This is a genomic window from Delftia sp. DS1230 (assembly GCF_040112715.1).
GTDB classification, from domain to species: domain Bacteria; phylum Pseudomonadota; class Gammaproteobacteria; order Burkholderiales; family Burkholderiaceae_C; genus Comamonas; species Comamonas tsuruhatensis.
This window is the reverse complement of sequence record NZ_CP157763.1, coordinates 5,183,914-5,203,229: the sequence shown is the minus strand read 5'-3', so window position 1 is coordinate 5,203,229 and position 19,316 is coordinate 5,183,914. Positions and strand designations below refer to the sequence as shown.

Annotated in this window: 15 protein-coding genes; 10 read left to right on the top strand and 5 right to left on the bottom strand. The window is 69.9% G+C overall.

All coding sequences use genetic code 11. The annotated features are described in order from the left end of the window. The first annotated feature begins 136 nt into the window (after positions 1–136). The 9 genes from mdlC (at position 137) to AAN986_RS23435 (ending at position 12,695) form a co-directional block, all read left to right on the top strand. On the top strand, positions 137–1,705 hold the full coding sequence (mdlC, locus tag AAN986_RS23475; RefSeq protein WP_206424517.1) for a benzoylformate decarboxylase: 1,569 nt from the start codon (positions 137–139) through the stop codon (positions 1,703–1,705). A 28-nt stretch (positions 1,706–1,733) separates the two neighbouring features. Then, the gene (locus AAN986_RS23470; RefSeq protein ID WP_047217474.1) at positions 1,734–2,672 is read left to right on the top strand and encodes a 2-dehydropantoate 2-reductase; all 939 of its coding nucleotides are present in this window, start codon (positions 1,734–1,736) and stop codon (positions 2,670–2,672) included. 42 nt (positions 2,673–2,714) lie between these two features. Beyond that, positions 2,715–3,689 (top strand): tripartite tricarboxylate transporter substrate binding protein, encoded by a 975-nt coding sequence (locus tag AAN986_RS23465; protein WP_047217475.1) that lies wholly within the window; start codon positions 2,715–2,717, stop codon positions 3,687–3,689. 68 nt (positions 3,690–3,757) lie between these two features. Further along, positions 3,758–4,756: a tripartite tricarboxylate transporter substrate binding protein gene (locus AAN986_RS23460; protein WP_016447958.1), complete on the top strand. Its 999-nt coding sequence runs from the start codon at positions 3,758–3,760 to the stop codon at positions 4,754–4,756. 444 nt (positions 4,757–5,200) lie between these two features. Continuing rightward, positions 5,201–6,400 carry an efflux RND transporter periplasmic adaptor subunit gene (locus AAN986_RS23455; protein WP_047217476.1) on the top strand — a complete coding sequence of 400 codons (1,200 nt, stop codon included), beginning with the start codon at positions 5,201–5,203 and terminating at the stop codon, positions 6,398–6,400. Continuing rightward, positions 6,397–9,570: a CusA/CzcA family heavy metal efflux RND transporter gene (locus AAN986_RS23450; RefSeq protein ID WP_047217477.1), complete on the top strand. Its 3,174-nt coding sequence runs from the start codon at positions 6,397–6,399 to the stop codon at positions 9,568–9,570. Before AAN986_RS23455 ends, AAN986_RS23450 begins: the two co-directional genes overlap by 4 nt. Before the next feature lie 11 nt (positions 9,571–9,581). Beyond that, complete coding sequence (locus AAN986_RS23445) at positions 9,582–10,901, top strand: TolC family protein (protein ID WP_047217478.1); 1,320 nt, start codon at positions 9,582–9,584, stop codon at positions 10,899–10,901. 62 nt (positions 10,902–10,963) lie between these two features. Beyond that, positions 10,964–12,064 carry an ATP-binding protein gene (locus AAN986_RS23440; protein ID WP_047217479.1) on the top strand — a complete coding sequence of 367 codons (1,101 nt, stop codon included), beginning with the start codon at positions 10,964–10,966 and terminating at the stop codon, positions 12,062–12,064. After that, a complete protein-coding gene (locus AAN986_RS23435) occupies positions 12,057–12,695 on the top strand; it encodes a response regulator (RefSeq protein ID WP_046241015.1) in 639 nt (212 codons plus the stop codon). The genes AAN986_RS23440 and AAN986_RS23435 overlap by 8 nt, the downstream gene beginning before the upstream one ends. A 50-nt stretch (positions 12,696–12,745) precedes the next feature. Here AAN986_RS23435 and AAN986_RS23430 read toward each other — a convergent pair whose 3' ends face one another. The 5 genes from AAN986_RS23430 to AAN986_RS23410 all read right to left on the bottom strand — a co-directional run bounded on the left by AAN986_RS23430 (position 12,746) and on the right by AAN986_RS23410 (position 18,271). Beyond that, the gene (locus AAN986_RS23430; RefSeq protein ID WP_047217480.1) at positions 12,746–14,419 is read right to left on the bottom strand and encodes an MFS transporter; all 1,674 of its coding nucleotides are present in this window, start codon (positions 14,417–14,419) and stop codon (positions 12,746–12,748) included. Positions 14,420–14,430: 11 nt separating this feature from the next. Further along, a complete protein-coding gene (locus AAN986_RS23425; protein ID WP_047217481.1) occupies positions 14,431–16,329 on the bottom strand; it encodes an amidohydrolase in 1,899 nt (632 codons plus the stop codon). Between the two features lie 124 nt (positions 16,330–16,453). After that, on the bottom strand, positions 16,454–16,720 hold the full coding sequence (locus tag AAN986_RS23420; RefSeq protein WP_016447950.1) for a XapX domain-containing protein: 267 nt from the start codon (positions 16,718–16,720) through the stop codon (positions 16,454–16,456). Between the two features lie 39 nt (positions 16,721–16,759). After that, positions 16,760–17,458, bottom strand: a complete 699-nt coding sequence (locus AAN986_RS23415) for a hydrolase (protein WP_016447949.1) — start codon at positions 17,456–17,458, stop codon at positions 16,760–16,762. Between the two features lie 108 nt (positions 17,459–17,566). Beyond that, positions 17,567–18,271 (bottom strand): pirin family protein, encoded by a 705-nt coding sequence (locus AAN986_RS23410; RefSeq protein ID WP_016447948.1) that lies wholly within the window; start codon positions 18,269–18,271, stop codon positions 17,567–17,569. A gap of 102 nt (positions 18,272–18,373) precedes the next feature. Here AAN986_RS23410 and AAN986_RS23405 point away from each other — a divergent pair, with 102 nt between their 5' ends. Beyond that, complete coding sequence (locus AAN986_RS23405; RefSeq protein ID WP_016447947.1) at positions 18,374–19,297, top strand: LysR family transcriptional regulator; 924 nt, start codon at positions 18,374–18,376, stop codon at positions 19,295–19,297. The last annotated feature ends 19 nt before the right edge of the window (positions 19,298–19,316 follow it).

Below are 19,316 nucleotides of genomic sequence, written 5' to 3'. Positions count from 1 at the left end.
CCATGGCCACTGCGCGGCACGCACCGGGCGGCCGGCCCATTCCCCAGGAGACCCCATCTTGCAAGCACCCACCACACCGCGCAGCCAGCCCGCCGAGGCATCCTCTTCCACCGCGACCTGCACCGCGACCTACACCGTGCGCCATGCCGTGATCGCCATGCTGCGCGAGCTGGGCATGACGCGCATCTTCGGCAACCCGGGCTCGACCGAGCTGCCGCTGTTCCGCGACTACCCCGAAGACTTCTCCTATGTGCTGGGCCTGCAGGAAACCGTCGTCGTGGGCATGGCCGACGGCCACGCCCAGGCCACGCGCAATGCCAGCTTCGTGAACCTGCACTCGGCCGCGGGCGTGGGTCATGCCATGGCCAACATCTTCACGGCCTTCAAGAACCGCACGCCCCTGGTGATCACGGCGGGCCAGCAGGCGCGCTCGCTGCTGCAGTTCGATCCCTTCCTGCACTCCAGCCAGGCCGCCGAGCTGCCCAAGCCCTATGTGAAGTGGAGCTGCGAGCCCGCGCGCGCCGAAGACGTGCCCCAGGCGCTGGCGCGCGCCTACTACATCGCCATGCAGGAGCCGCGCGGCCCCGTGCTGGTCTCCATTCCCGCCGATGACTGGGACAAGCCGGCCGAGCCCGTCACGCTGCGCCATGTGGGCTTCGAGACGCGGCCCGATCCGCGCACGCTGGACCTCATCGGCCAGGCGCTGGACGCCGCGCGTGCCCCGGCCCTGGTCGTAGGCGCGGCCGTGGACCGGGCCCAGGGCTGGGATGCCGTGGTCGCGCTGGCCGAGCGCCACCAGGCCCGCGTCTTCGTGGCCCCCATGAGCGGGCGCTGCAGCTTCCCCGAGGACCATCCGCTGTTCGCCGGCTTCCTGCCCGCCATGCGCGAGCGCATCGTGCAACTGCTGTCCGGCCATGACGTGGTCTTCGCCGTGGGCGCGGCCGCCTTCACCTACCACGTGGAAGGCGAGGGCCCGCACATCCCCGAAGGCACGGCGCTCTACCAGCTGATCGAAGACCCGGCCATTGCCGCCTGGGCCCCCGTGGGCACGGCTGCCGTGGGCAATGTGCGCATGGGCGTGGAGGAGCTGCTGCAGCGCCCCGCACCCGCACCGCGCCAGGCGCCCGCACCCCGGCCCGCAGCGCCCGTGCCGGCCGCGCCCGCCGCAGGCGAGCGCATGTCGGTGGCCTTTGCCATGCACACGCTGGCCCAGGTGCGAGACCGCCACAGCATCGTGGTGGAAGAGGCGCCCAGCTCGCGCTCCACCATCCAGACCTACCTGCCCATCTTCCATTCGGGCACCTTCTACACCATGTGCAGCGGCGGCCTGGGCCACAGCATGCCGGCCGCCGTGGGCGTGGCGCTGGCGCAGCCCGAGGCCAAGGTGGTCGCCGTCATCGGCGACGGCTCGGCCATGTATGCCATCCAGGCCCTCTGGAGCGCAGCCCAGCTGCGCCTGCCCATCAGCTTCGTGATCCTCAAGAACCGCCGCTATGCGGCGCTGCAGGACTTCGCCCATGTCTTCGGCTACCGCGAGGGCGAGAAGGTCGAGGGCACGGAACTGCCCGACATCGACTTCGTGGCGCTGGCGCGGGGCCAGGGCTGCGACGGCGTGCATGTGGAGAACGCGGCCGAGCTGGCAGATGTGCTGGCCCGCGCGCTGGCCCATCCCAAGCCCATCGTGGTCGAGGTCGAAGTCGCCTGAGGCGAAGCCCCCTGCAGGAGACACGGCAATGGAAAACACAAGAAGCATAGGCATCCTCGGTGCAGGCGCCATGGGCACCCTGTTCGGGGCGCGGCTGGCCCGCATCGGCCTGGACGTGACCCTGGTCGACGTGAACGACGAGCTGCTGCAGGCCCTGAACCGCGAAGGCGCGCGCTGCCACACCGATGAGGGGCTGCTGCAGGCCCGCGTGCGTGCGGCGCGGGCCGAGCAGCTCACGGCCGGGCCCGCGCTGTGGCTGGTCTTCACCAAGTCGGCCCATACGCGGGCCGCGCTGCAGGGCATTGCCCATCTCATCGGGCCGGACACGCATTTCCTGAGCCTGCAAAACGGCATAGGCCATGCCGATGTGTTGCGTGAAATGGTGCCGCTCGAACGCATCGCCGTGGGCGTGACCACCTGGCCTGCGCGCGTGGTGTCGCCGGGCGAGGTCAGTTCCATGGGGCAGGGCGGTATCCGCTTCATGCCTTGCGACGGCCAGCGCAGCGCGGTCTTCGACCTGCTGGCGGACGACCTCAACCGCGCAGGCATGCATTGCCGCATCGACCCGCAGGTGCAGGAAGCCATCTGGGAAAAGCTGGCCTTCAATGCCGCCTTCAACGGCGTGTGCGCCGTGACGCGCCAGACCGTGGACGGACTGGCCAATCCGCAGGGCGAGGCCCTGCTGCAGCGCGTGCTGGACGAGGTGTTGTCCGTCGCCCATGCCCATGGCGTCGCTGCCAGCGCCGAGCGCGTGGGCGCGGCCGTGCGCGATGCGCTGGACCACCACCGGGGCCACCAGCCCTCGATGCTGCAGGACCTGCTGGCCGGCCGTGCCACCGAGACGGGCGCCATCCATGGCGCCGTGCTGCAGGTGGCCGACCGCCTGGGCATTGCCGTGCCCGTGACGCGCACGCTGCACGCACTGGTCAGCCTGTCCGGGAACGCGGGCGCCGTCGCACCGCGCTGAACGCGCTCAAGGCAAAACGAGCCACTACAACAAGGAGACAAGATGCTGCGCAGACAAGCACTCAAGGCCGCACTGGCCATAGGCGCCCCGCCCCTGCTGGGCATGGGCACGGCACACGCACAGACCGGCAAGCCCGTCGAATGGGTGGTGGGCTTTGCCGCAGGCGGCGGCTCGGACGCCGTGGCGCGCACCGTGGGCGAGTCCTTTGGCAAGGCCCTGGGCCGCACCGTGGTCGTCATGAACAAGCCCGGGGCCGGCACCAATATCGCCGCCGAATACGCGGCGCGCACGCGCGAGCTGGGCAGCCTGGTCTTCACGGCCGACTTCGCCACGCTGGCGGCCAACCCCCACCTGTTTCGCAAGCTGGCCTACAACGCCGAGAAGGACTTCGTGCCCATCGGCCTGCTGGCGCGCTTTCCGCTGTTCCTCGTGGTCGGCAACCAGCTGCCGGTGCACAACCTGCAGGAGTTCACGCAGTGGGTGAAGGCCCAGCCAGGCCCCGTCAGCTACGGCAGCCCGGGGTTGGGCACGCCCCACCACCTGGCCACCGAACTGCTGTCGCAGCGCCTGGGCCTGAAGATGTCCCATGTGCCCTATCGCGGCGCGGGGCCGGCCCTGATCGACGTGATCGGCGGCCAGATCCCCTTCATGCTGGCCGACAGCGCGGCGGCGGCCCAGCACATTGCGGCCGGCAAGCTGCGCGTCATCGGCGTGGCCAGCGCCGAGCGGCTCAAGAGCCACCCGGGCGTGCCCACGCTGGCCGAGCAGGGTGTGAAGGACTTCGAGGCCCATGCCTGGCAGGGCCTGGTCGCACCCGCAGGCACGGACGACGCCACCGTACAGGCCTGGTCCGTGGCGCTGCAGCAGGCGCTGCGCTCGCCTGCCGTGCTGGCGCGTTTCGAGGCGCTGTCACTGGAGCCGCTGCCCGGCACGCCTGCGCAGATGCGTGACTACTGGCGCAGCGAAAGCCGGCGCTGGGGCCAGGTCATCGAGTCGGCGGGCATACGGCTGGACTGATTGCAGCCCCGCCGCCGCCGGGCTCCCATCACGCTTTCAAGAATTCACAACCCAAGGAGACACAGTTCATGCACAAGACAACCCCCTTCAGCCGCTGGCGCCGCCTGGGCCTGCTGGCCCTGCTGGGCGCGACGGCCTCGGTCCCTGCGCTGGCGCAGAAGGCCGGCGACAAATGGCCCGAGCGCCCGGTGCGCCTGGTGGTGAACTTCGCGCCCGGCGGCGCGGCCGATGTGCTGGCGCGCGCCATCACGCCCACCATGTCCCAGGTGCTGGGCCAGTCGGTGGTGGTGGACAACAAGCCCGGTGCGGGCGGCAACATCGGCATCAGCGAGACCGTGCGCGCGCCCAAGGATGGCTACACGCTGCTGCTCAGCTCGGGCGGGGCCATCACCATCAACCCGATGATCTACAGCAAGCTGGCCTTCAATCCCGAAAAGGACTTGACGCCCGTGGCTGCCGTGGCGCGCGTGCATGTGTTCCTGGAGACCAATCCCGCCGTGCCCGCCACCAACGTGGCCGAGTTCATCAAGCACCTGAAGGCCAACCCCGGCAAGCTGTCCTACGGCTCGCCGGGCCAGGGCAGCTCGCCGCACCTGGCCGGCGAGATGTTCAAGCGCATGGCCGGTGTCGATGCCGTGCACGCCCCCTACAAGGGCGCGGGCCCGGCGCTCAGCGACGTGCTCAGCGGGCAGCTGCAGTTCTGGTTCGACCCGGGTCCGGGCCTCAAGCAGGTCGAGGCCGGCAAGCTGCGCCTGCTGGCCATCGGCAGCCCGCACCGCTCGCCGCAGTACCCCAACGTGCCCACGCTGGCCGAAAGCGGCCTGCCGGGCTTTGATGCGGACACGCTGTTCGGCCTCTACGCGCCCACGGGCACGCCCGAATCGGTGATCGAGGCCGTTCGCACTGCCGTGGCCAAGGCGCTGGAGCAAAAGAACGTCAACGACGTCATCCTCACCCTGGGCGCCACGCCCGCACCGCTGAGCCGCAAGGCCTTCATCGACCACCACGCCACCGAGCGCGAGCGCTTTGGCGAACTGGTGAAAGCCATCGGCCTGAAAGTGGACTGAGCTTTCCCGCAGGCCATCGCCCGCAAGCCGCCCGCTCCGCGCTGGCGGCTTTTTGCTTTCCGGGCCGGGCTGGGCCGGGCCGAGGGGGGCCTTGTGCCGGCCATCTTCTATACGAAGGTATATCCCGCATCCACCAATGAACAGGCCAGCCTTCCCAACAAAGGCTGGCCGCAGGCACTTTCGCCTTTGATAATTCCGGGCACATATTGCACTGCAGCAAACAGGGCTCCCGGCCTGCGCGGGGACTGCGCCACCCACACGCAAAGGAGTACCCCATGGACCCCGATCCTGATTCCGATCCCGATCCTGCCAGGCGCTGCCGCGCCGCCCCTTTCCGTCTTTCCCTTCTTCCATTTCTTAATCTGCCCGGACCTGGGCGGAGGCCTGTGATCGCCTGAAGGGGCGAGAGGTCTGCGCGGGTCCATGGCACCCGGAGACCTCAGGATGACCCGCTTTCTCGCTTCCGAACGACCAGGCCGACCCCATGGCCTGCACCAGCGCCATCCCTTGCTGGCGGCTGCATGGCCTGTGGGTGGGCTGCTGATCAGCGTGGCCATGGCCGCCTGCAACGGCCCGGCCGAAACCCAGGCTGCAGTAGCAACCCCCGCCACCGCCGCCCCGCAGCCGGCTCCCGTGCGCCGCGAAGGCAACCTCATCGTGGTGCCCGAAGGCTCGCCGCTGCGCGAGCGCTTGCAGGTGGCCGAGATCGCCCTGCAGCCGCTGCAGACCCGCCTGTCGGCCCCCGCCACCATCGAGGCCGAGCCTGAAAAGCTGGTCCGCATCACGCCGCCCGTGGCGGGCCGCTTGGTGCGCCTGCACCACCAGCTGGGCGATGCGGTGAAGGCCGGCGATGCGCTGATCACCATGGACTCCTCCGAGATCTCCAGCGTGCGTGCCGAGCACGCCAAGGCCCAGGCCGCGCTGCTGCACGCGCACCAGGAGTTCGACCGCCAGAAGCTGCTGTTCGATGCCGAGATCGCCGCGCGCAAGGACTACGAGGCCGCGCAGCAGGCGCTGGCCGCAGCAGGTGCTGATGCGCGCGCCGCCTCCGACCACCTGTCCCAGCTGGGTGCGGCCGTGCAGGAAGGCTCGCGCGGCAGCTACGTGGTCAAGTCGCCCATCAGCGGGCGCGTGGTCGAGATGGCAGGCTCGCAGGGCGGCTACTGGAACGATGTGAATGCCTCCGTCATGACCGTGGCCGACCTGCGCAAGGTCTGGCTCAGCGCCAGCGTCAGCGAGCGCGACCTGGCCCATGTGGACGTGGGCCAGCAGGCCCACATCGCGCTGGCCGCCTATCCCGACCTGCAGCTGCAGGGCCGCGTGCAGTACGTGGGCGAGCTGGTGGACACCGCCACGCGCAGCGTCAAGGTGCGCGTGGCCGTGGACAACCCCGAAGGGCGGCTGCGCCCCGGCATGTTTGCGCGCGTGGGCTTCGACGCCCCGGCGCGCCAGGCCGTGATGGTGCCGGCCGCGGCCCTGCTGCAGGGCCAGGTCAGCACGCGCGTCTTCGTGGACAAGGGCGGCTGGCGCTTCGAGCCGCGTGACGTGCAGGTCGGCGCGCAGCAGGACGGCCAGGCCGAGATCCTCTCGGGCCTGGCGGCCGGCGAGCGCGTGGTGGTCAACGGGGGAGTGCTGCTGCAATGATCGAGCGCATCGTCAACATCGGCTTTTCGCGCCGCGGCGTGGTCTGGCTGGTCTTTTGCTTCGCGGCCCTGTATGGCGTGTTCAGCTGGAAGCAGCTGCCGCTGGAGGCCTATCCCGACATTGCCGACGTGACCTCGCAGATCGTCACCCAGGTGCCAGGCCTTGCGGCCGAGGAGATCGAGCAGCAGATCACCATCCCGCTGGAGCGCGCCCTGCTGGCCACGCCCGGCATGCACGTGCTGCGCTCGCGCAGCCTGTTCGCGCTGTCCCTGATTACCGTGGTCTTCGAGGACGGCGTGGACGGCTACTGGGCGCGCCAGCGCCTGAAGGAGCGCATCGACGAGGTCACGCTGCCCTATGGTGCCCGCGCCGGGCTGGACCCCTACAGCTCGCCCACGGGCGAGGTCTACCGCTACACGCTGGAAAGCCCGGTGCGCAGCCTGCGCGAGCTGTCCGAGCTGCAGCAGTGGGTGGTGATCCCGCGCCTGAAGAAGGCCCAGTCCGTGGTGGACGTGACCAACTTCGGCGGCCTGACCACGCAGTTCATGCTGGAGCTGGACCCGGCGCGGCTGCTGCAGTACGGGCTGGCGCTGTCCCAGGTGATCGAGGCCATCAATGCCAACAACGCCAGCGGCGGCGGCAGCGTCATCGACCGGGGCGATGTCTCCTATGTGGTGCGCGGCGTGGGCCTGCTGGGCTCGCTGGACGACATGGGCAACGTGGTCGTCAAGACCACGGACAGCGGCACGCCCGTGCTGGTCAAGGACCTGGGGCGGCTGACCTACGGCAACGTGGAGCGGCGTGGCATCCTGGGCAAGGACGGCAACTCCGACACCCTGCAGGGCATCGTGCTGCTGCTCAAGGGCTCCAACCCCTCGCAGGCGCTGGAGGGCATCCATGCCGCCGTGGAGGAGCTCAACGGCAAGCTGCTGCCGCCCGACGTGAAGGTCGTGCCCTACCTGGACCGCACCACGCTGATCGAGCGCACCACCCACACCGTGGGCAAGACCCTGGCCGAAGGCCTGATCGTCGTCACCCTGGTGCTGCTGGTCTTTCTGGGCAGCCCGCGCGCGGCGCTGATCGTGGCGCTGACCATTCCCATGGCGCTGCTGCTGGCCTTCATCTTCATGCACCACGCGAAGATTCCGGCCAACCTGCTGTCGCTGGGCGCCATCGACTTCGGCATCCTGGTGGACGGCGCCGTGGTCGTGGTCGAGAACATCCTGCGGCGCCGCGAGGCCGACCAGAACCGGCCGCTCACGCCCAGGGACGCCATCACGGCCACGCTGCAGGTGGCGCGGCCCATCTTCTTCGGCATGTGCGTGATCGCGGCCGCCTACCTGCCGCTGTTCGCCTTCGAGCGCATCGAGTACAAGCTGTTCTCGCCCATGGCCAGCGCCGTGGGCGCGGCCCTGGTGGGGGCGCTGGCCGTGGCCCTGCTGCTCACGCCGGCCCTGGCCTGGCTGGCCTTCCGCAGGCCGCGCAGGATCTTCCACAACCCCGTGCTGCACCGGCTGGGCGTGGGCTATGACCGCTTCCTGGGCGCGGCCGTGGGCCGCGTGCGCTGGCTGGCGGGGGCCGTGGCGGCCTCGCTGCTGGCGCTGGGCGTGCTGGCCGGCACCATGGGCCGCGACTTCCTGCCGTACCTGGACGAAGGCTCCATCTGGCTGCAGGTGCAGATGCCGCCCGGCATCACGCTGGACAAGGCGCGCGACATGGCCGACGCGCTGCGCAGCGCTGCGCTGGAGTTCCCCGAGGTCTCCTACATCGTCACCCAGACCGGGCGCAACGATGACGGCACCGACTACTGGACGCCCTCGCACATCGAGGCCAGCGTGGGCCTGCATCCCTATGGCGAATGGAAGTCGGGCCTGACCAAGCAGCAGCTGATCGCGAAGATGGCCGCGCGCTTCGACCAGCTGCCCGGCTACTCCGTGGGCTTCATGCAGCCCATGATCGACGGCGTGCAGGACAAGCTGTCCGGCGCGCACAGCGACCTCACGGTGAAGGTCTTCGGCCAGGACCTGGCCGAGGACCGGCGCGTCGCCGATGCCCTGGTGGCCGTGCTGGAGAAAGTGCCCGGCGCGGCCGATGTGGCCGTGGACGTGGAGCCGCCGCTGCCCAACCTGCGCATTGCGCTGGACCGCGCCGCTGCCGCGCGCTACGGCATCAATGCCTCCGAGGTGGCGCAGCTCATCTCCACCGGCGTGGGCGGGGCCTCCATCGGCCAGCTCTACGTGGGCGAGCGCAGCTACGACATGGCCGTGCGCTTCACGCCCGACACGCGCAGCAGCCCCGAGGCCATCGGCGCGCTGCGCCTGTCGGCCGCCAATGGCGCCCAGGTGCCGCTGGCCGACGTGGCGCGCATCACCACCACCGTGGGCCAGAGCGTCATCGTGCGCGAGGGCGGGGAGCGCCACATCCTCGTCAAGCTCAATGTGCGCGGCCGCGACCTGGCGGGCTTCCTCAAGGATGCGCACACCGCCATCGACCAGCACCTGGACTACGACCGCCAGAAGCTGCACATCGAGTGGGGCGGCCAGTTCGAGAACCTGCAGCGTGCCGAGGCGCGGCTGCTCATGATCCTGCCGCTGACGCTGGGCATCATGCTGGTGCTGCTGTTCGGCGAGTTCGGCAACCTGCGCCAGCCGCTGCTGGTGCTGGGCGTGGTGCCGCTGGCCATGATCGGCGGCTTTGCGGGCCTGCACCTGCGCGGCATGACGCTCAACGTCTCCAGCGCCGTGGGCTTCATCGCGCTGTTCGGCGTGGCCGTGCTCTCGGGCGTGCTCATGGTCTCGCAGATCAACCGCCTGCGCCGCGAGGACGGCCTGGGCCTGCGCGAAGCCGTGCTCGAAGGCGCCTCCAGCCGCATGCGCCCCGTGCTGATGACGGCCACCGTCGCCGCCTTCGGCCTCACGCCGGCCATGCTGGCGACGGGCCTGGGCAGCGACGTGCAGCGGCCCCTGGCCACGGTCGTGGTCTGCGGCCTGTTCAGCGCCACCTTGCTGACCCTGCTGCTGCTGCCCAACCTCTACTACGTGATCGAGGCCCGTGCCGCCCGCGCGGCCGAGCGCCGCCAGCGCCGCGACGCTGAACGCGGTGAGAGCGGCGATCCGGATGCCGCCGAGGACGAGGGCGGGCATCGCACCGCAACGAGCCAACCCCATTGATGCGAGTCGCCATGCAAACGACCCCTTTCTTCCCCAGGCAGGCCCTGGCCCTGCTGCTGTGCCTTGGCGCCGCAGCCCAGGCGCAGACGGCGCCGTCCGCTGGCCTGCGCTTTTCCGACTACCTCAACGCCGTGGAGCAGCACAGCCCCCTGCTGCGCTCGGAGGAGCAGGGCGTGGAATCCGCGCGTGCCGGCATCGGCATCGCCGGCATACGCCCCGACCCCAGCCTCACGCTGGGCGCCTCGCGCGAGCAGGTGCGCACCGGCCAGCCCCGGCCCACCACGCGCAACTACGAGATCAGCATGGAGCTGGAGACGGGCGGCAAGCGCGCCGCGCGCATTCAGTCCGCACGCAGCCAGGTGCGCCTGTCCGAGGCCGGCCTTGAAGGCGTGCGCAGCCAGCTGTTCTCCGATGCCGCCCAGGACTACACCCAGGCCTGCCGCGACTCGCTGGCGCTGGAGCGCAAGCAGCAGACGCTGAAGGCGCTGGGCGATGTGGTGCAGGCCAACGAGCTGAGGCGCAAGGCCGGCGACATCGGCGGCGTGGAATGGCTGCAGTCGCGCGTGGAGCGCGACCGCTTCCAGGCCGAGGTGGTGCAGGCGCGCGCCGAGGCGCAGACCGCACGGCTGGCGCTGTCCGTCCCGCTGGGGCGCCGCCTGTCCGAAGTCTTTGCCAGCGACACGCTGCAATGCGGCTTCATGGAATTGGCCGAAGACTCGGGACTGGAGGATGCCGACGCCCTGGTCGCCCAGGCCCTGCAGTCGCGCGCCGAGGTGCGCATCGCCCAGGCGGCGCTGGAGCATGCGCGCGACAACGCGGGCCTGGCCCGGGCCAACCGCTGGGTCAATCCCACGCTGGCCGTGGGCATGGCCGCCGTGCCCGCCACGGCCGGTGGCACGGACGCCCAGGGCAATCCCTTCGATGGCGGCGGGCGCTCGCGCACGCTGTCGGTCTCGGTCAGCGTGCCGCTGCCGCTGTCGCGCCTGGACCGGGGCGACCTGGTGCAGGCCGAGGCGGCCGTCACCCAGGCCATGCTGGCCCTGCAGCAGGCCCAGAACCGGGCCGAGGCCGATGTGCGCTCCGCCCGCTTTCGCCTGAGCGCCGCGCGCGAGAACGTGCAGCGCTACCGCGACGGCGTGCTGCGCGATGCGCAGCGCGTGCTCGAAGGCATGCGCCTGTCCTACCGGCATGGCGAGGCTTCGCTGCTGGAGCTGCTGTCCGCCCAGCGCTCGGCCGACGAGGCCTACCTGGGATCGCTGGAGGCAGAGACCGAGCTGGCCAAGGCCACGGTGGAGCTCCAACTGAGCGTGGGCCGCCGGCCCGCGCTTTGAGCGCGGGAGGGCAGGGCATCTTGCGACACAATCGACACGCCCTCATCGCAGCCCTGCACGCCATGACCACCGCTCTGCGCCGCTTTCCCCATTGGCCCCGGGCCCTGATCCTGGCGGCCATGGGCGTCGCCATGGCCGCGATCTTCGCGCTGGACACGCTGACCGACTACGCCGTGGCGGCCGCCGTGTTCCATACCGCCATCATCCTGGTGGCGGTGCGCTGGTTCAGCCCGCGCGTGGTCATCGGCCTCACGGCGCTGTGCATCGTGCTGACCCTGGCCAGCTTTGCGCTCACGCCTGCCGGCGCCTATCGCACCGGACTGATCAACATGGTGATCAGCATCCTGGCCATTGCCATCACGGCCTATCTGGGCCTGAAGATGGTGGCGGCCCAGAACGCGGCCCATGCGGCGCGCACCCAGCTGCTGCGCATCACCCAGACCACCAGCCTGGGGCAGTTGACGGCCTCCATCGCCCATGAGGTCAACCAGCCGCTGGCGGCCATCGTCACCAGCGGCAACGCCTGCCAGCGCTGGCTGGCCCAGGAGCCGCCCAACCTCGCCAAGGCCGGCCAGGCGCTGGAGCGCATCCTGGGCGATGCGCAGCGCGCCAGCGATGTCATCGCCCGCATCCGCAGCATGGCACGCGGAGACGCACCCAGCCGGCAGTCCTTCGACCTCAACGAGGCCGTGCGCGAAATGGCCCGCCTGTCCGTCGCAGAGCTGGACCGGCGCGGCGTGGCCCTGGACCTGCAGCTGGCGACCGCGCTGCAGCCGGCCTGGGCCGACCGCGTGCAGATCCAGCAGGTGCTGGCCAACCTGCTGCTCAATGCCATGGACGCCATGCAGCACACACCGGCCGCGCAGCGGCGCATCGCCATCGCCACGCAGGCCCTGGGCCAGCAGCTGGTGCTGACCGTGGCCGATGCGGGCGAAGGCCTGTCGCCGCTGGCCCGCACCCACCTGTTCGATGCCTTCTGGACCACCAAGCCCGATGGCATGGGCCTGGGCCTGAACATCTGCCGCCACATGGCCGAGGCCAACGGCGGCCGCATCTGGGCCACGGACCGCGAGGACGGGCGCGGGGGCACGGCTTTTCACGTCACCATCGCCTGCGCCCCGGCCACGGGCGCCAGGCCTTCCACGGGATTGCGCCATGGCTGAACCCTCCACCGCCGAAGCCGAGGCACTGGTCTACATCGTCGATGACGACCCCTCGGTGCGCGCAGCCATCGAGGACCTGCTGGCCTCGGTGGGCCTGTGCGTGCGCGCCTTCGGCGCCACGCGCGAGTTTCTGGACCACTGGCAGCGGCAGCCGCCGCAGGGACCGGCCTGCCTGGTGCTGGACATCCGCATGCCGGGCCAAAGCGGCATGGATTTCCGGCGCCAGATGCTGGAGATGGGCCTGAAGCTGCCCACCATCTTCATCACCGGCCATGGCGACATTCCCATGAGCGTGGAGGCCATGAAGACCGGCGCCATCGAGTTCCTGACCAAGCCCTTCCGCGACCAGGACCTGCTCGACGCCATCCAGCAGGGCATTGCCCTGGACCGCCAGCGCCGCGCGCTGGAGGCCGGCGAACAGGCGCTGCGCGCCTGCTGGCAGTCGCTGTCGCCCGGCGAGCAGGAAGTGGTCGTGGGCGTGGTGCGCGGCCTGCTGAACAAGCAGATCGCGGCAGACCTGGGCGTGAGCGAAATCACGGTCAAGGTGCGCCGCAGCCAGGCCATGCGCAAGATGCAGGTGCGCACGCTGGCCGACCTGGTGCGTGCGCTGGAGCGGCTGGATATCCGCTGAGGTGTCCTGGCAGGCCGGGCGCAGGCCAGGGGCAGGCCTGCCGCAACGCTTCAGTGGGCGTGGCCGTGCGCCGGTGCCTGCGCAGGCCCGCTGGCGGCACTGGCAGCACTGGCGGCATCCAGCGCCAGGAAGTGGTGGACCACGGGCCGCTCGGGGCCGATATGAAAGCGCAGCGCCTGGGCCTGCAGATCGGCATCGGCCCTGGACACGCGCTGGTGCTGGCGCAGATGCTCGGCCCAGGACTCCACCAGGAACCACTCGATCACCCGGCCCGGCTCGCCCGTGTGCTCGGCGATGCCCCAGGCATAGGCGCCATCGCGGCGGCGTTCGCGTGCCACATGCTGCATGGCCTCGATGAAGGCCGGCAGGTCCTGGCGGCGCACCTGGTACTCCACCTGGATCATCACCGGGCCACGGTCATGGGCCACCGGTTCGGCCAGCAGCGGCTCGGGCCAGTGGTTGGAGGCCTGCAGGTCCGCCTCGCCCGTGGGCAGCTTGATGCGGTGGAACACCAGCGAGATGGCCACCAGGCCCGCCGCGCCGATCAGCAGCGCCGTGGGAATGCCAACACCCTGTGCAAACAGTCCCCAGACCAGGCTGCCGCCCGCCATGGCGCCGTTGAACACCATCAGGTAGATGGCCAGCCCGCGGCCGCGCACCCAGTTGGGCAGCACCGCCTGGGCCACGCCGTTGAGCGTGGTCAGCGCAATGATCCAGCCCAGGCCCAGCACCAGCATCAGCAGCACCGCGGCCCATTGCGGCGGCGCGGTGGACAGCGCGGCCATCACGGCGGCGCTGAGCACGGAGGACAGCAGCACCAGGCCATCGGCATCCAGCCTTTTGCGCAGGCGCGGCAGCACCAGCGCGCCCAGGATGGCGCCTGCGCCCACGGCGCCCAGCATCACGCCGTAAAAGCCTGCCGAGCCGCCCAGCATGCGCCGCGCCACCAGCGGCAGCAGGGCCCAGACCGAGCTGGCGAACAGGAAGAACACGGCGGCGCGCAGCAGCACCACATGCAGCTCGCGGCTGGAGCGGGCATAGCGCAGGCCAGCGCGAAAGGCGCCGAAGAACTGCTCGTTCAGGGCCGATGCCTCGGCCTTGGGGCGCTTCCACCAGACCAGCGCGGCGATCACGAACACGTAGCTGACCACGTCCGCACCGTAGGCCGCCGCCGCGCCGAAGCTGGCCAGCAGCAGGCCGCCGGCCGCAGGGCCCAGGGCGCGTGCGATGTTGATGCCCAGCGAGTTCAGCGCCACCGCGTTCTTGAGGTCGCTGCGCGGCACCAGCTCGGGCACGATGGACTGCCAGGTCGGCCCCATCAGCGCCGCGCCTATGCCGCCCACGAAGGTCAGCGCCACCAGGTACTCCACGGTCAGCGTGTTGGTGCGTGCCAGCAGCAGCAGGCTGGCGCTGACGGCGGCCAGCAGGATCTGGATGCCGATCAGGAAGCGTCGGCGGTCCAGGATGTCCGACAGCACGCCGGCCGGAATCGCCAGCAGGAAGATGGGCAGCGTGGCCGCCGTCTGGATCAGGGCCACGGCGGCCGGGCTGGCCGACAGCTCGGTCACCATCCAGGAGCTGGCCACATCGCGCATGAAGCTGCCGATGTTGCCCAGCACCGTTGCCGCCCACAGCACGGCGAACACGGGCTGTCGCAGCGGCGCGAAGCTGCCGGAGGAACTGCCGGCAACAGCTGGGGCAGACGGCTTGGAATCGATGGACATGGCCTTGCTCCTCAGGCCATCCAGCAGGAGCAGCCCAGCGCGCCGAAGAAGCTTCGGGGGTCCGAGGTCGGCACGTTCGATGCCCAGGCGTCGGCATGGCGGTGGCCGTGCATGCCGCAGCTGGTGCCGCAGCCGCAGGCCGCCGCCAGGCTGCGGTAGCGCGCGGGGTTGAGCGAGTTCCTGCCCGCGCCCTCGGGCTCGCCCCAGGCGCCGTAGCCGCCGAAGCGCCGCACGGGCGACCAGTCGGGCATGGCCGGCGGCAGCGGGTTGTCGTCATGCTGCTGGAAGGGGCCTGCGCCATAGACCACGCGGCCGCCCACCACGGTGAGCTCGGAGGTGAGAAAGGAGATCTCGTCCTCGGGCACGGCGAAGTAGTCCTTGCTGGGCACGATCATGTCGGCCAGCTGGCCCACCTGGATGCGGCCGCGCAGGCCTTCCTCGTTGGAGAACCAGGCCACGTTCTCGGTCCACATGCGCAGCGCGGTCTCGCGGTCCAGCAGGTTGCGCTGGGGGTACATCTGCAGGCCGCCCACGGTCTTGCCCGTCACCATCCACGACAGAGACACCCAGGGGTTGTAGGAGGCCACGCGCGTGGCGTCCGTGCCGGCCGAGGTCTTCACGCCGCGCTCCAGGATCTTCTTGACGGGCGGCGTGGCCTCGGTGGCGCGTGCGCCGTAGCGTTCGGTGAAATACTCGCCCTGGTAGGCCATGCGGTGCTGCACGGCCACGCCGCCGCCCAGCGCCGCAATGCGGTCGATGGACTTGTCCGAAATGGTCTCGGCATGGTCGAAGAACCAGTTCAGGCCGTCGATGGGCGTGTCGCGGTGCACCTTCTCGAAGACATCGAGCGCGCGTGAGATGGTCTCGTCGTAGGTGGCGTGCAGGCGCCACGGCCATTGGTTCTGCACCAGCACGCGCACCACTTCCTCCAGGTCGCCCTCCATGCTGGGCGGCATGTCGGGGCGCGGCTGGCGGAAGTCCTCGAAGTCGGCGGCCGAGTACACCAGCATCTCGCCCGCGCCGTTGTGGCGGAAATAGTCGTTGCCCTGCTTGTATTTCACGCTCTGCGTCCACTTCAGGAAGTCGGCCTTCTCCTCCTTGGGCTTTTGCGTGAACAGGTTGTAGGCCAGGCGCACGGTGATCTGGTTGGCCTCGCTGAGCTTCTGGATCACCTCGTAGTCGTCGGGGTAGTTCTGGAAGCCGCCGCCCGCATCGATGACGCCGGTCACGCCCAGGCGGTTGAGTTCGCGCATGAAGTGGCGCGTGGAGTTGACCTGGTAGTCCAGCGGCAGCTTGGGACCCTTGGCCAGCGTGGCATAGAGGATGGTGGCGTTGGGCTTGGCCAGCAGCAGGCCCGTGGGGTTGCCGTTTGCATCGCGCGTGATCTCGCCGCCGGCGGGCTCGGGCGTGTCGCGGGTGTAGCCCACGGCGCGCAGGGCGGCCGCGTTGAGCAGGGCGCGGTCATACAGGTGCAGCAGGAACACCGGCGTGTCGGGCGCGATGGCGTTGATCTCCTCGATGGTGGGCAGGCGCTTTTCCACGAACTGGTGTTCGGTGAAACCGCCGACCACGCGCACCCACTGCGGCGCGGGCGTGTTGGCCACCTGGCGCTTGAGCATGTCCAGCGCATCGGCCAGCGAGCGCACGCCGTCCCAGCGCAGCTCCAGGTTGAAATTCAGGCCGCCGCGGATCACGTGCGTATGGTTGTCGAACAGGCCGGGCAGCACGCTGCGGCGCTGCAGATCGATGCGGCGCGTGCCGCTGCCGGCCAGGGCCAGCACCTCGGCGTCCGTGCCCACGGCGATGAACCGGCCGTCCTTCACGGCCACGGCGGTGGCCGTGGGCTGGGCCTTGTTCAGGGTGGTGAAGCGGCCGTTGTGGAAGACGACTTCGGGCGTGGAATCGGACATGGAGGCTCCTTGGCGAGCGTTGGTGGTGCAACCCAGCAGTCCACCCATGGCAAGGGTGGCTGCGGAGCCCAGGACTTTTCTGCGCGTGGTCATGGTGCAGTTTTCTTGAAGGTTTGGGGAGAGGTCAGCCGTGCTGCCGATCGGCATCGGTGCTCTTGCGACCGGGCAACTCGCCCAGCACATGCTCGGTGGCCTGCGTCTTGCTGCAGGCGCTGCGCAGGTCCATGCCCTGCAGCAGGTGCCGGCCCACGGGCACGATCTGCTCGCCGGCCAGGATGCCCAGCAGGCCGACCAGGGCTACCAGCGGCGGTGCGGGCGAGCGCACCTGCAGCAGGCTGTAGACCACGCCGACCAGCAGGCCGGCCCCAAGGGAAAGTGCATAGAGCTTCATGGCGAGACTCCTTTGGCGGGCCGGCGGCGGCGCTGGTGCTCAGGCCTTGGCGGGGTTCGGGCCCACGGTCTCGCCATGCTGCACGCGCTCGGCGGCCTTGTGCACCATGGTGTAGGCATAGTCCACGCCCATGCCGTAGGCGCCGGAATGCTCGCGCACGATGTCCATCACCGCGTCATAGGTCTCGCGGCGGGCCCAGTCGCGCTGCCATTCCAGCAGCACCTGCTGCCAGGTCACGGGCACCACGCCGGCCTGCACCATGCGGTCCATGGCGTAGTTGTGGGCGTCCAGCGACGTGCCGCCCGAGGCGTCGGCCACCATGTAGATCTCGTAGTCCGTGTCATGCAGGGCCGACAGGGCGAAGGTGGTGTTGCACACCTCGGTCCACAGGCCGGAGACCACGATCTTCTTGCGGCCCTGGGCGGCGTTGGCGGCCAGCGCATCCCGCACGTTCTGGTCGTCCCAGGAATTCATGGAGCTGCGCTCCAGCAGCCTGTGCTCGGGGAACACGGCCAGCAGTTCGGGATAGGTGTGGCCGGAGAAGCTGCCCGTCTCCACCGTGGTGATGGTGGCGGGAATGTCGAAGGCCTTGGCCGCCTTGGCCAGGCCCACCACATTGTTCTTGAGCACCTGGCGGTCGATGGACTGCACGCCGAAGGCCATCTGGGGCTGCTGGTCGATGAAGATGATCTGGCTGTTGGCGGGGGTCAGGACTTCGAGGTACTTGCGGTCGGTCATGGTGATCTCCTGTGAGGCAGTGGGTTGGGTGAAGGAAGGGACAGCGGAAATTCGGAAAGACAGTTGGGGCAGGTGGGCCCCGGCCGGAGCCGGGGCGGCAAGGGCGCTTCAGCGCGCCGTGTCGACGAGCACCAGCTCGGCGTCGGTCAGGGCCGTGACGCGCAGGGTCTCGACGTCGCTGATGGCGGCGCCGTCGCGCTCCTGCAGCGTCACGCCGTCGATCTGTACCGAGCCGCTGGCCGGCACCAGGTAGCCCAGGCGGTCGCGGCCGATGCGGTACTCCGTGCTCTCGCCGGCCTTGAGCGTGGCGCCCAGCACCCGGGCGGCGGTGCGGATGGGCAGGGCGTCCTCGTCACCGGGCAGGCCGCTGGCCAGGGCCACGAAGCTGCCCGAGCGCTCGCCCTTGGGGAAGGGCTTGGCACCCCAGGACGGGGGCTGCTGGCCGCGCTCGTCGGGCATGATCCAGATCTGGAAGATCCGCGTCGTGCCCTTTTCCTGGTTGTATTCCGAGTGGCGGATGCCGGTGCCCGCGCTCATTACCTGCACATCGCCGGCTTCGGTGCGGCCCTTGTTGCCCAGGCTGTCCTGGTGGGTGATGGCGCCTTCACGGACATAGGTGATGATTTCCATGTTGGCGTGGGCATGGGGCGGGAAACCCGTGCCGGCGGCGATGGTGTCGTCGTTCCACACCCGCAGCGCGCCCCAGCCCATGCGGGCCGGATCGTGGTAGCCGGCGAAGGAAAAGTGGTGCTTGGCATCGAGCCAGCCGTGGTTGGCACCGCCAAGGGCTTGGAAGGGACGGCGTTCGATCATGGTGTTCTCCTGCTGCGTTGTGTGTTGCGATGGATGAACTTTATGTTTTGCCGATCAAGAAGAGAATAGAAAATATGCAAAGACATCTATTCCAAAAATTTCATGCCAAGACTTCCTGACCTCGAAGCCTGGGCCGTCTTCGCCAAGGTGGCCGAGACGGGCTCCTTCGCCAAGGCCGCCGCCGAGCTGGGCGTCTCCCAGCCCACCATCTCCAAGGCCATCACGCGGCTGGAGACGCGGCTCAAGACCAGCCTGTTGCACCGCACCTCGCGGCGCATGTCGCTGACGGCCGGCGGCCAGGCCTCTCTGGAGCGGGCCGCGCGCATCCTGGCCGAGGGCGAGGCCGTGGAGGCCGAGATCAGCGAGCAGTCCAAGAGCCTGCGCGGCCCCATCCGCATTGCGGCGCCCATGTCGTTCGGCATCTCGCACCTGGCGCCGGCCGTGCCCGCCTTCATGGCCGAGCATCCCGAGGTCACGCTGGACCTGCACTTCAGCGACGAGCTGATCGACGTCGTGGCCCAGGGCTTCGACATCGCGCTGCGCATCTCCTCGCTGCCCGACTCCAGCCTGCTGGCGCGGCGCCTGTGCACGGTGCGCCTGCTGCTGGTGGGATCACCCGAATACTTCGAGCGCCACGGCCGCCCCACCCATCCGCGCGAGCTGGCGCAGCACCGGGCGCTGCGCTATGTGCACAGCCGCCTGGGCGAGGCCTGGCGCTTCGTGCATGCGCGCCGCGGCGAGTTCGCCCAGGTCGTGCCCACGGCCATGCGCGTGAACAATGCCGAGGGCCTGGCGCCGGCCCTGCGCGCCGGGCTGGGCCTGGCCCTGCAGCCCGAATTCCTGGCCTGGGAAGATTTGCAATCGGGTGCGCTGCAGACCTGCATGGACGACTGGCAGGTGCCCTCCATCGCCCTGCACATCGTCACGCCGCCGGGGCGCGCCCGGCCGGCGCGCGTGCAGGCGCTGATCGATTTCCTGGCCGCGCACTTCGCGCTGGCGCCCTGGGCGCGCGAGCCGCAGGCGTAGATCGCAAAAGGGGAGGGCT

Coding starts and splice junctions, on each gene's coding strand:
- AAN986_RS23410 (WP_016447948.1), bottom strand. CDS start 18,271: ATGATCGAACGCCGTCCCTTCCAAGCCCTTGGCGGTGCCAACCACGGC.
- AAN986_RS23405 (WP_016447947.1), top strand. CDS start 18,374: ATGCCAAGACTTCCTGACCTCGAAGCCTGGGCCGTCTTCGCCAAGGTG.
- AAN986_RS23470 (WP_047217474.1), top strand. CDS start 1,734: ATGGAAAACACAAGAAGCATAGGCATCCTCGGTGCAGGCGCCATGGGC.
- AAN986_RS23425 (WP_047217481.1), bottom strand. CDS start 16,329: ATGTCCGATTCCACGCCCGAAGTCGTCTTCCACAACGGCCGCTTCACC.
- AAN986_RS23445 (WP_047217478.1), top strand. CDS start 9,582: ATGCAAACGACCCCTTTCTTCCCCAGGCAGGCCCTGGCCCTGCTGCTG.
- AAN986_RS23435 (WP_046241015.1), top strand. CDS start 12,057: ATGGCTGAACCCTCCACCGCCGAAGCCGAGGCACTGGTCTACATCGTC.
- AAN986_RS23455 (WP_047217476.1), top strand. CDS start 5,201: ATGACCCGCTTTCTCGCTTCCGAACGACCAGGCCGACCCCATGGCCTG.
- AAN986_RS23450 (WP_047217477.1), top strand. CDS start 6,397: ATGATCGAGCGCATCGTCAACATCGGCTTTTCGCGCCGCGGCGTGGTC.
- AAN986_RS23415 (WP_016447949.1), bottom strand. CDS start 17,458: ATGACCGACCGCAAGTACCTCGAAGTCCTGACCCCCGCCAACAGCCAG.
- AAN986_RS23420 (WP_016447950.1), bottom strand. CDS start 16,720: ATGAAGCTCTATGCACTTTCCCTTGGGGCCGGCCTGCTGGTCGGCGTG.
- AAN986_RS23440 (WP_047217479.1), top strand. CDS start 10,964: ATGACCACCGCTCTGCGCCGCTTTCCCCATTGGCCCCGGGCCCTGATC.
- AAN986_RS23460 (WP_016447958.1), top strand. CDS start 3,758: ATGCACAAGACAACCCCCTTCAGCCGCTGGCGCCGCCTGGGCCTGCTG.
- AAN986_RS23465 (WP_047217475.1), top strand. CDS start 2,715: ATGCTGCGCAGACAAGCACTCAAGGCCGCACTGGCCATAGGCGCCCCG.
- AAN986_RS23430 (WP_047217480.1), bottom strand. CDS start 14,419: ATGTCCATCGATTCCAAGCCGTCTGCCCCAGCTGTTGCCGGCAGTTCC.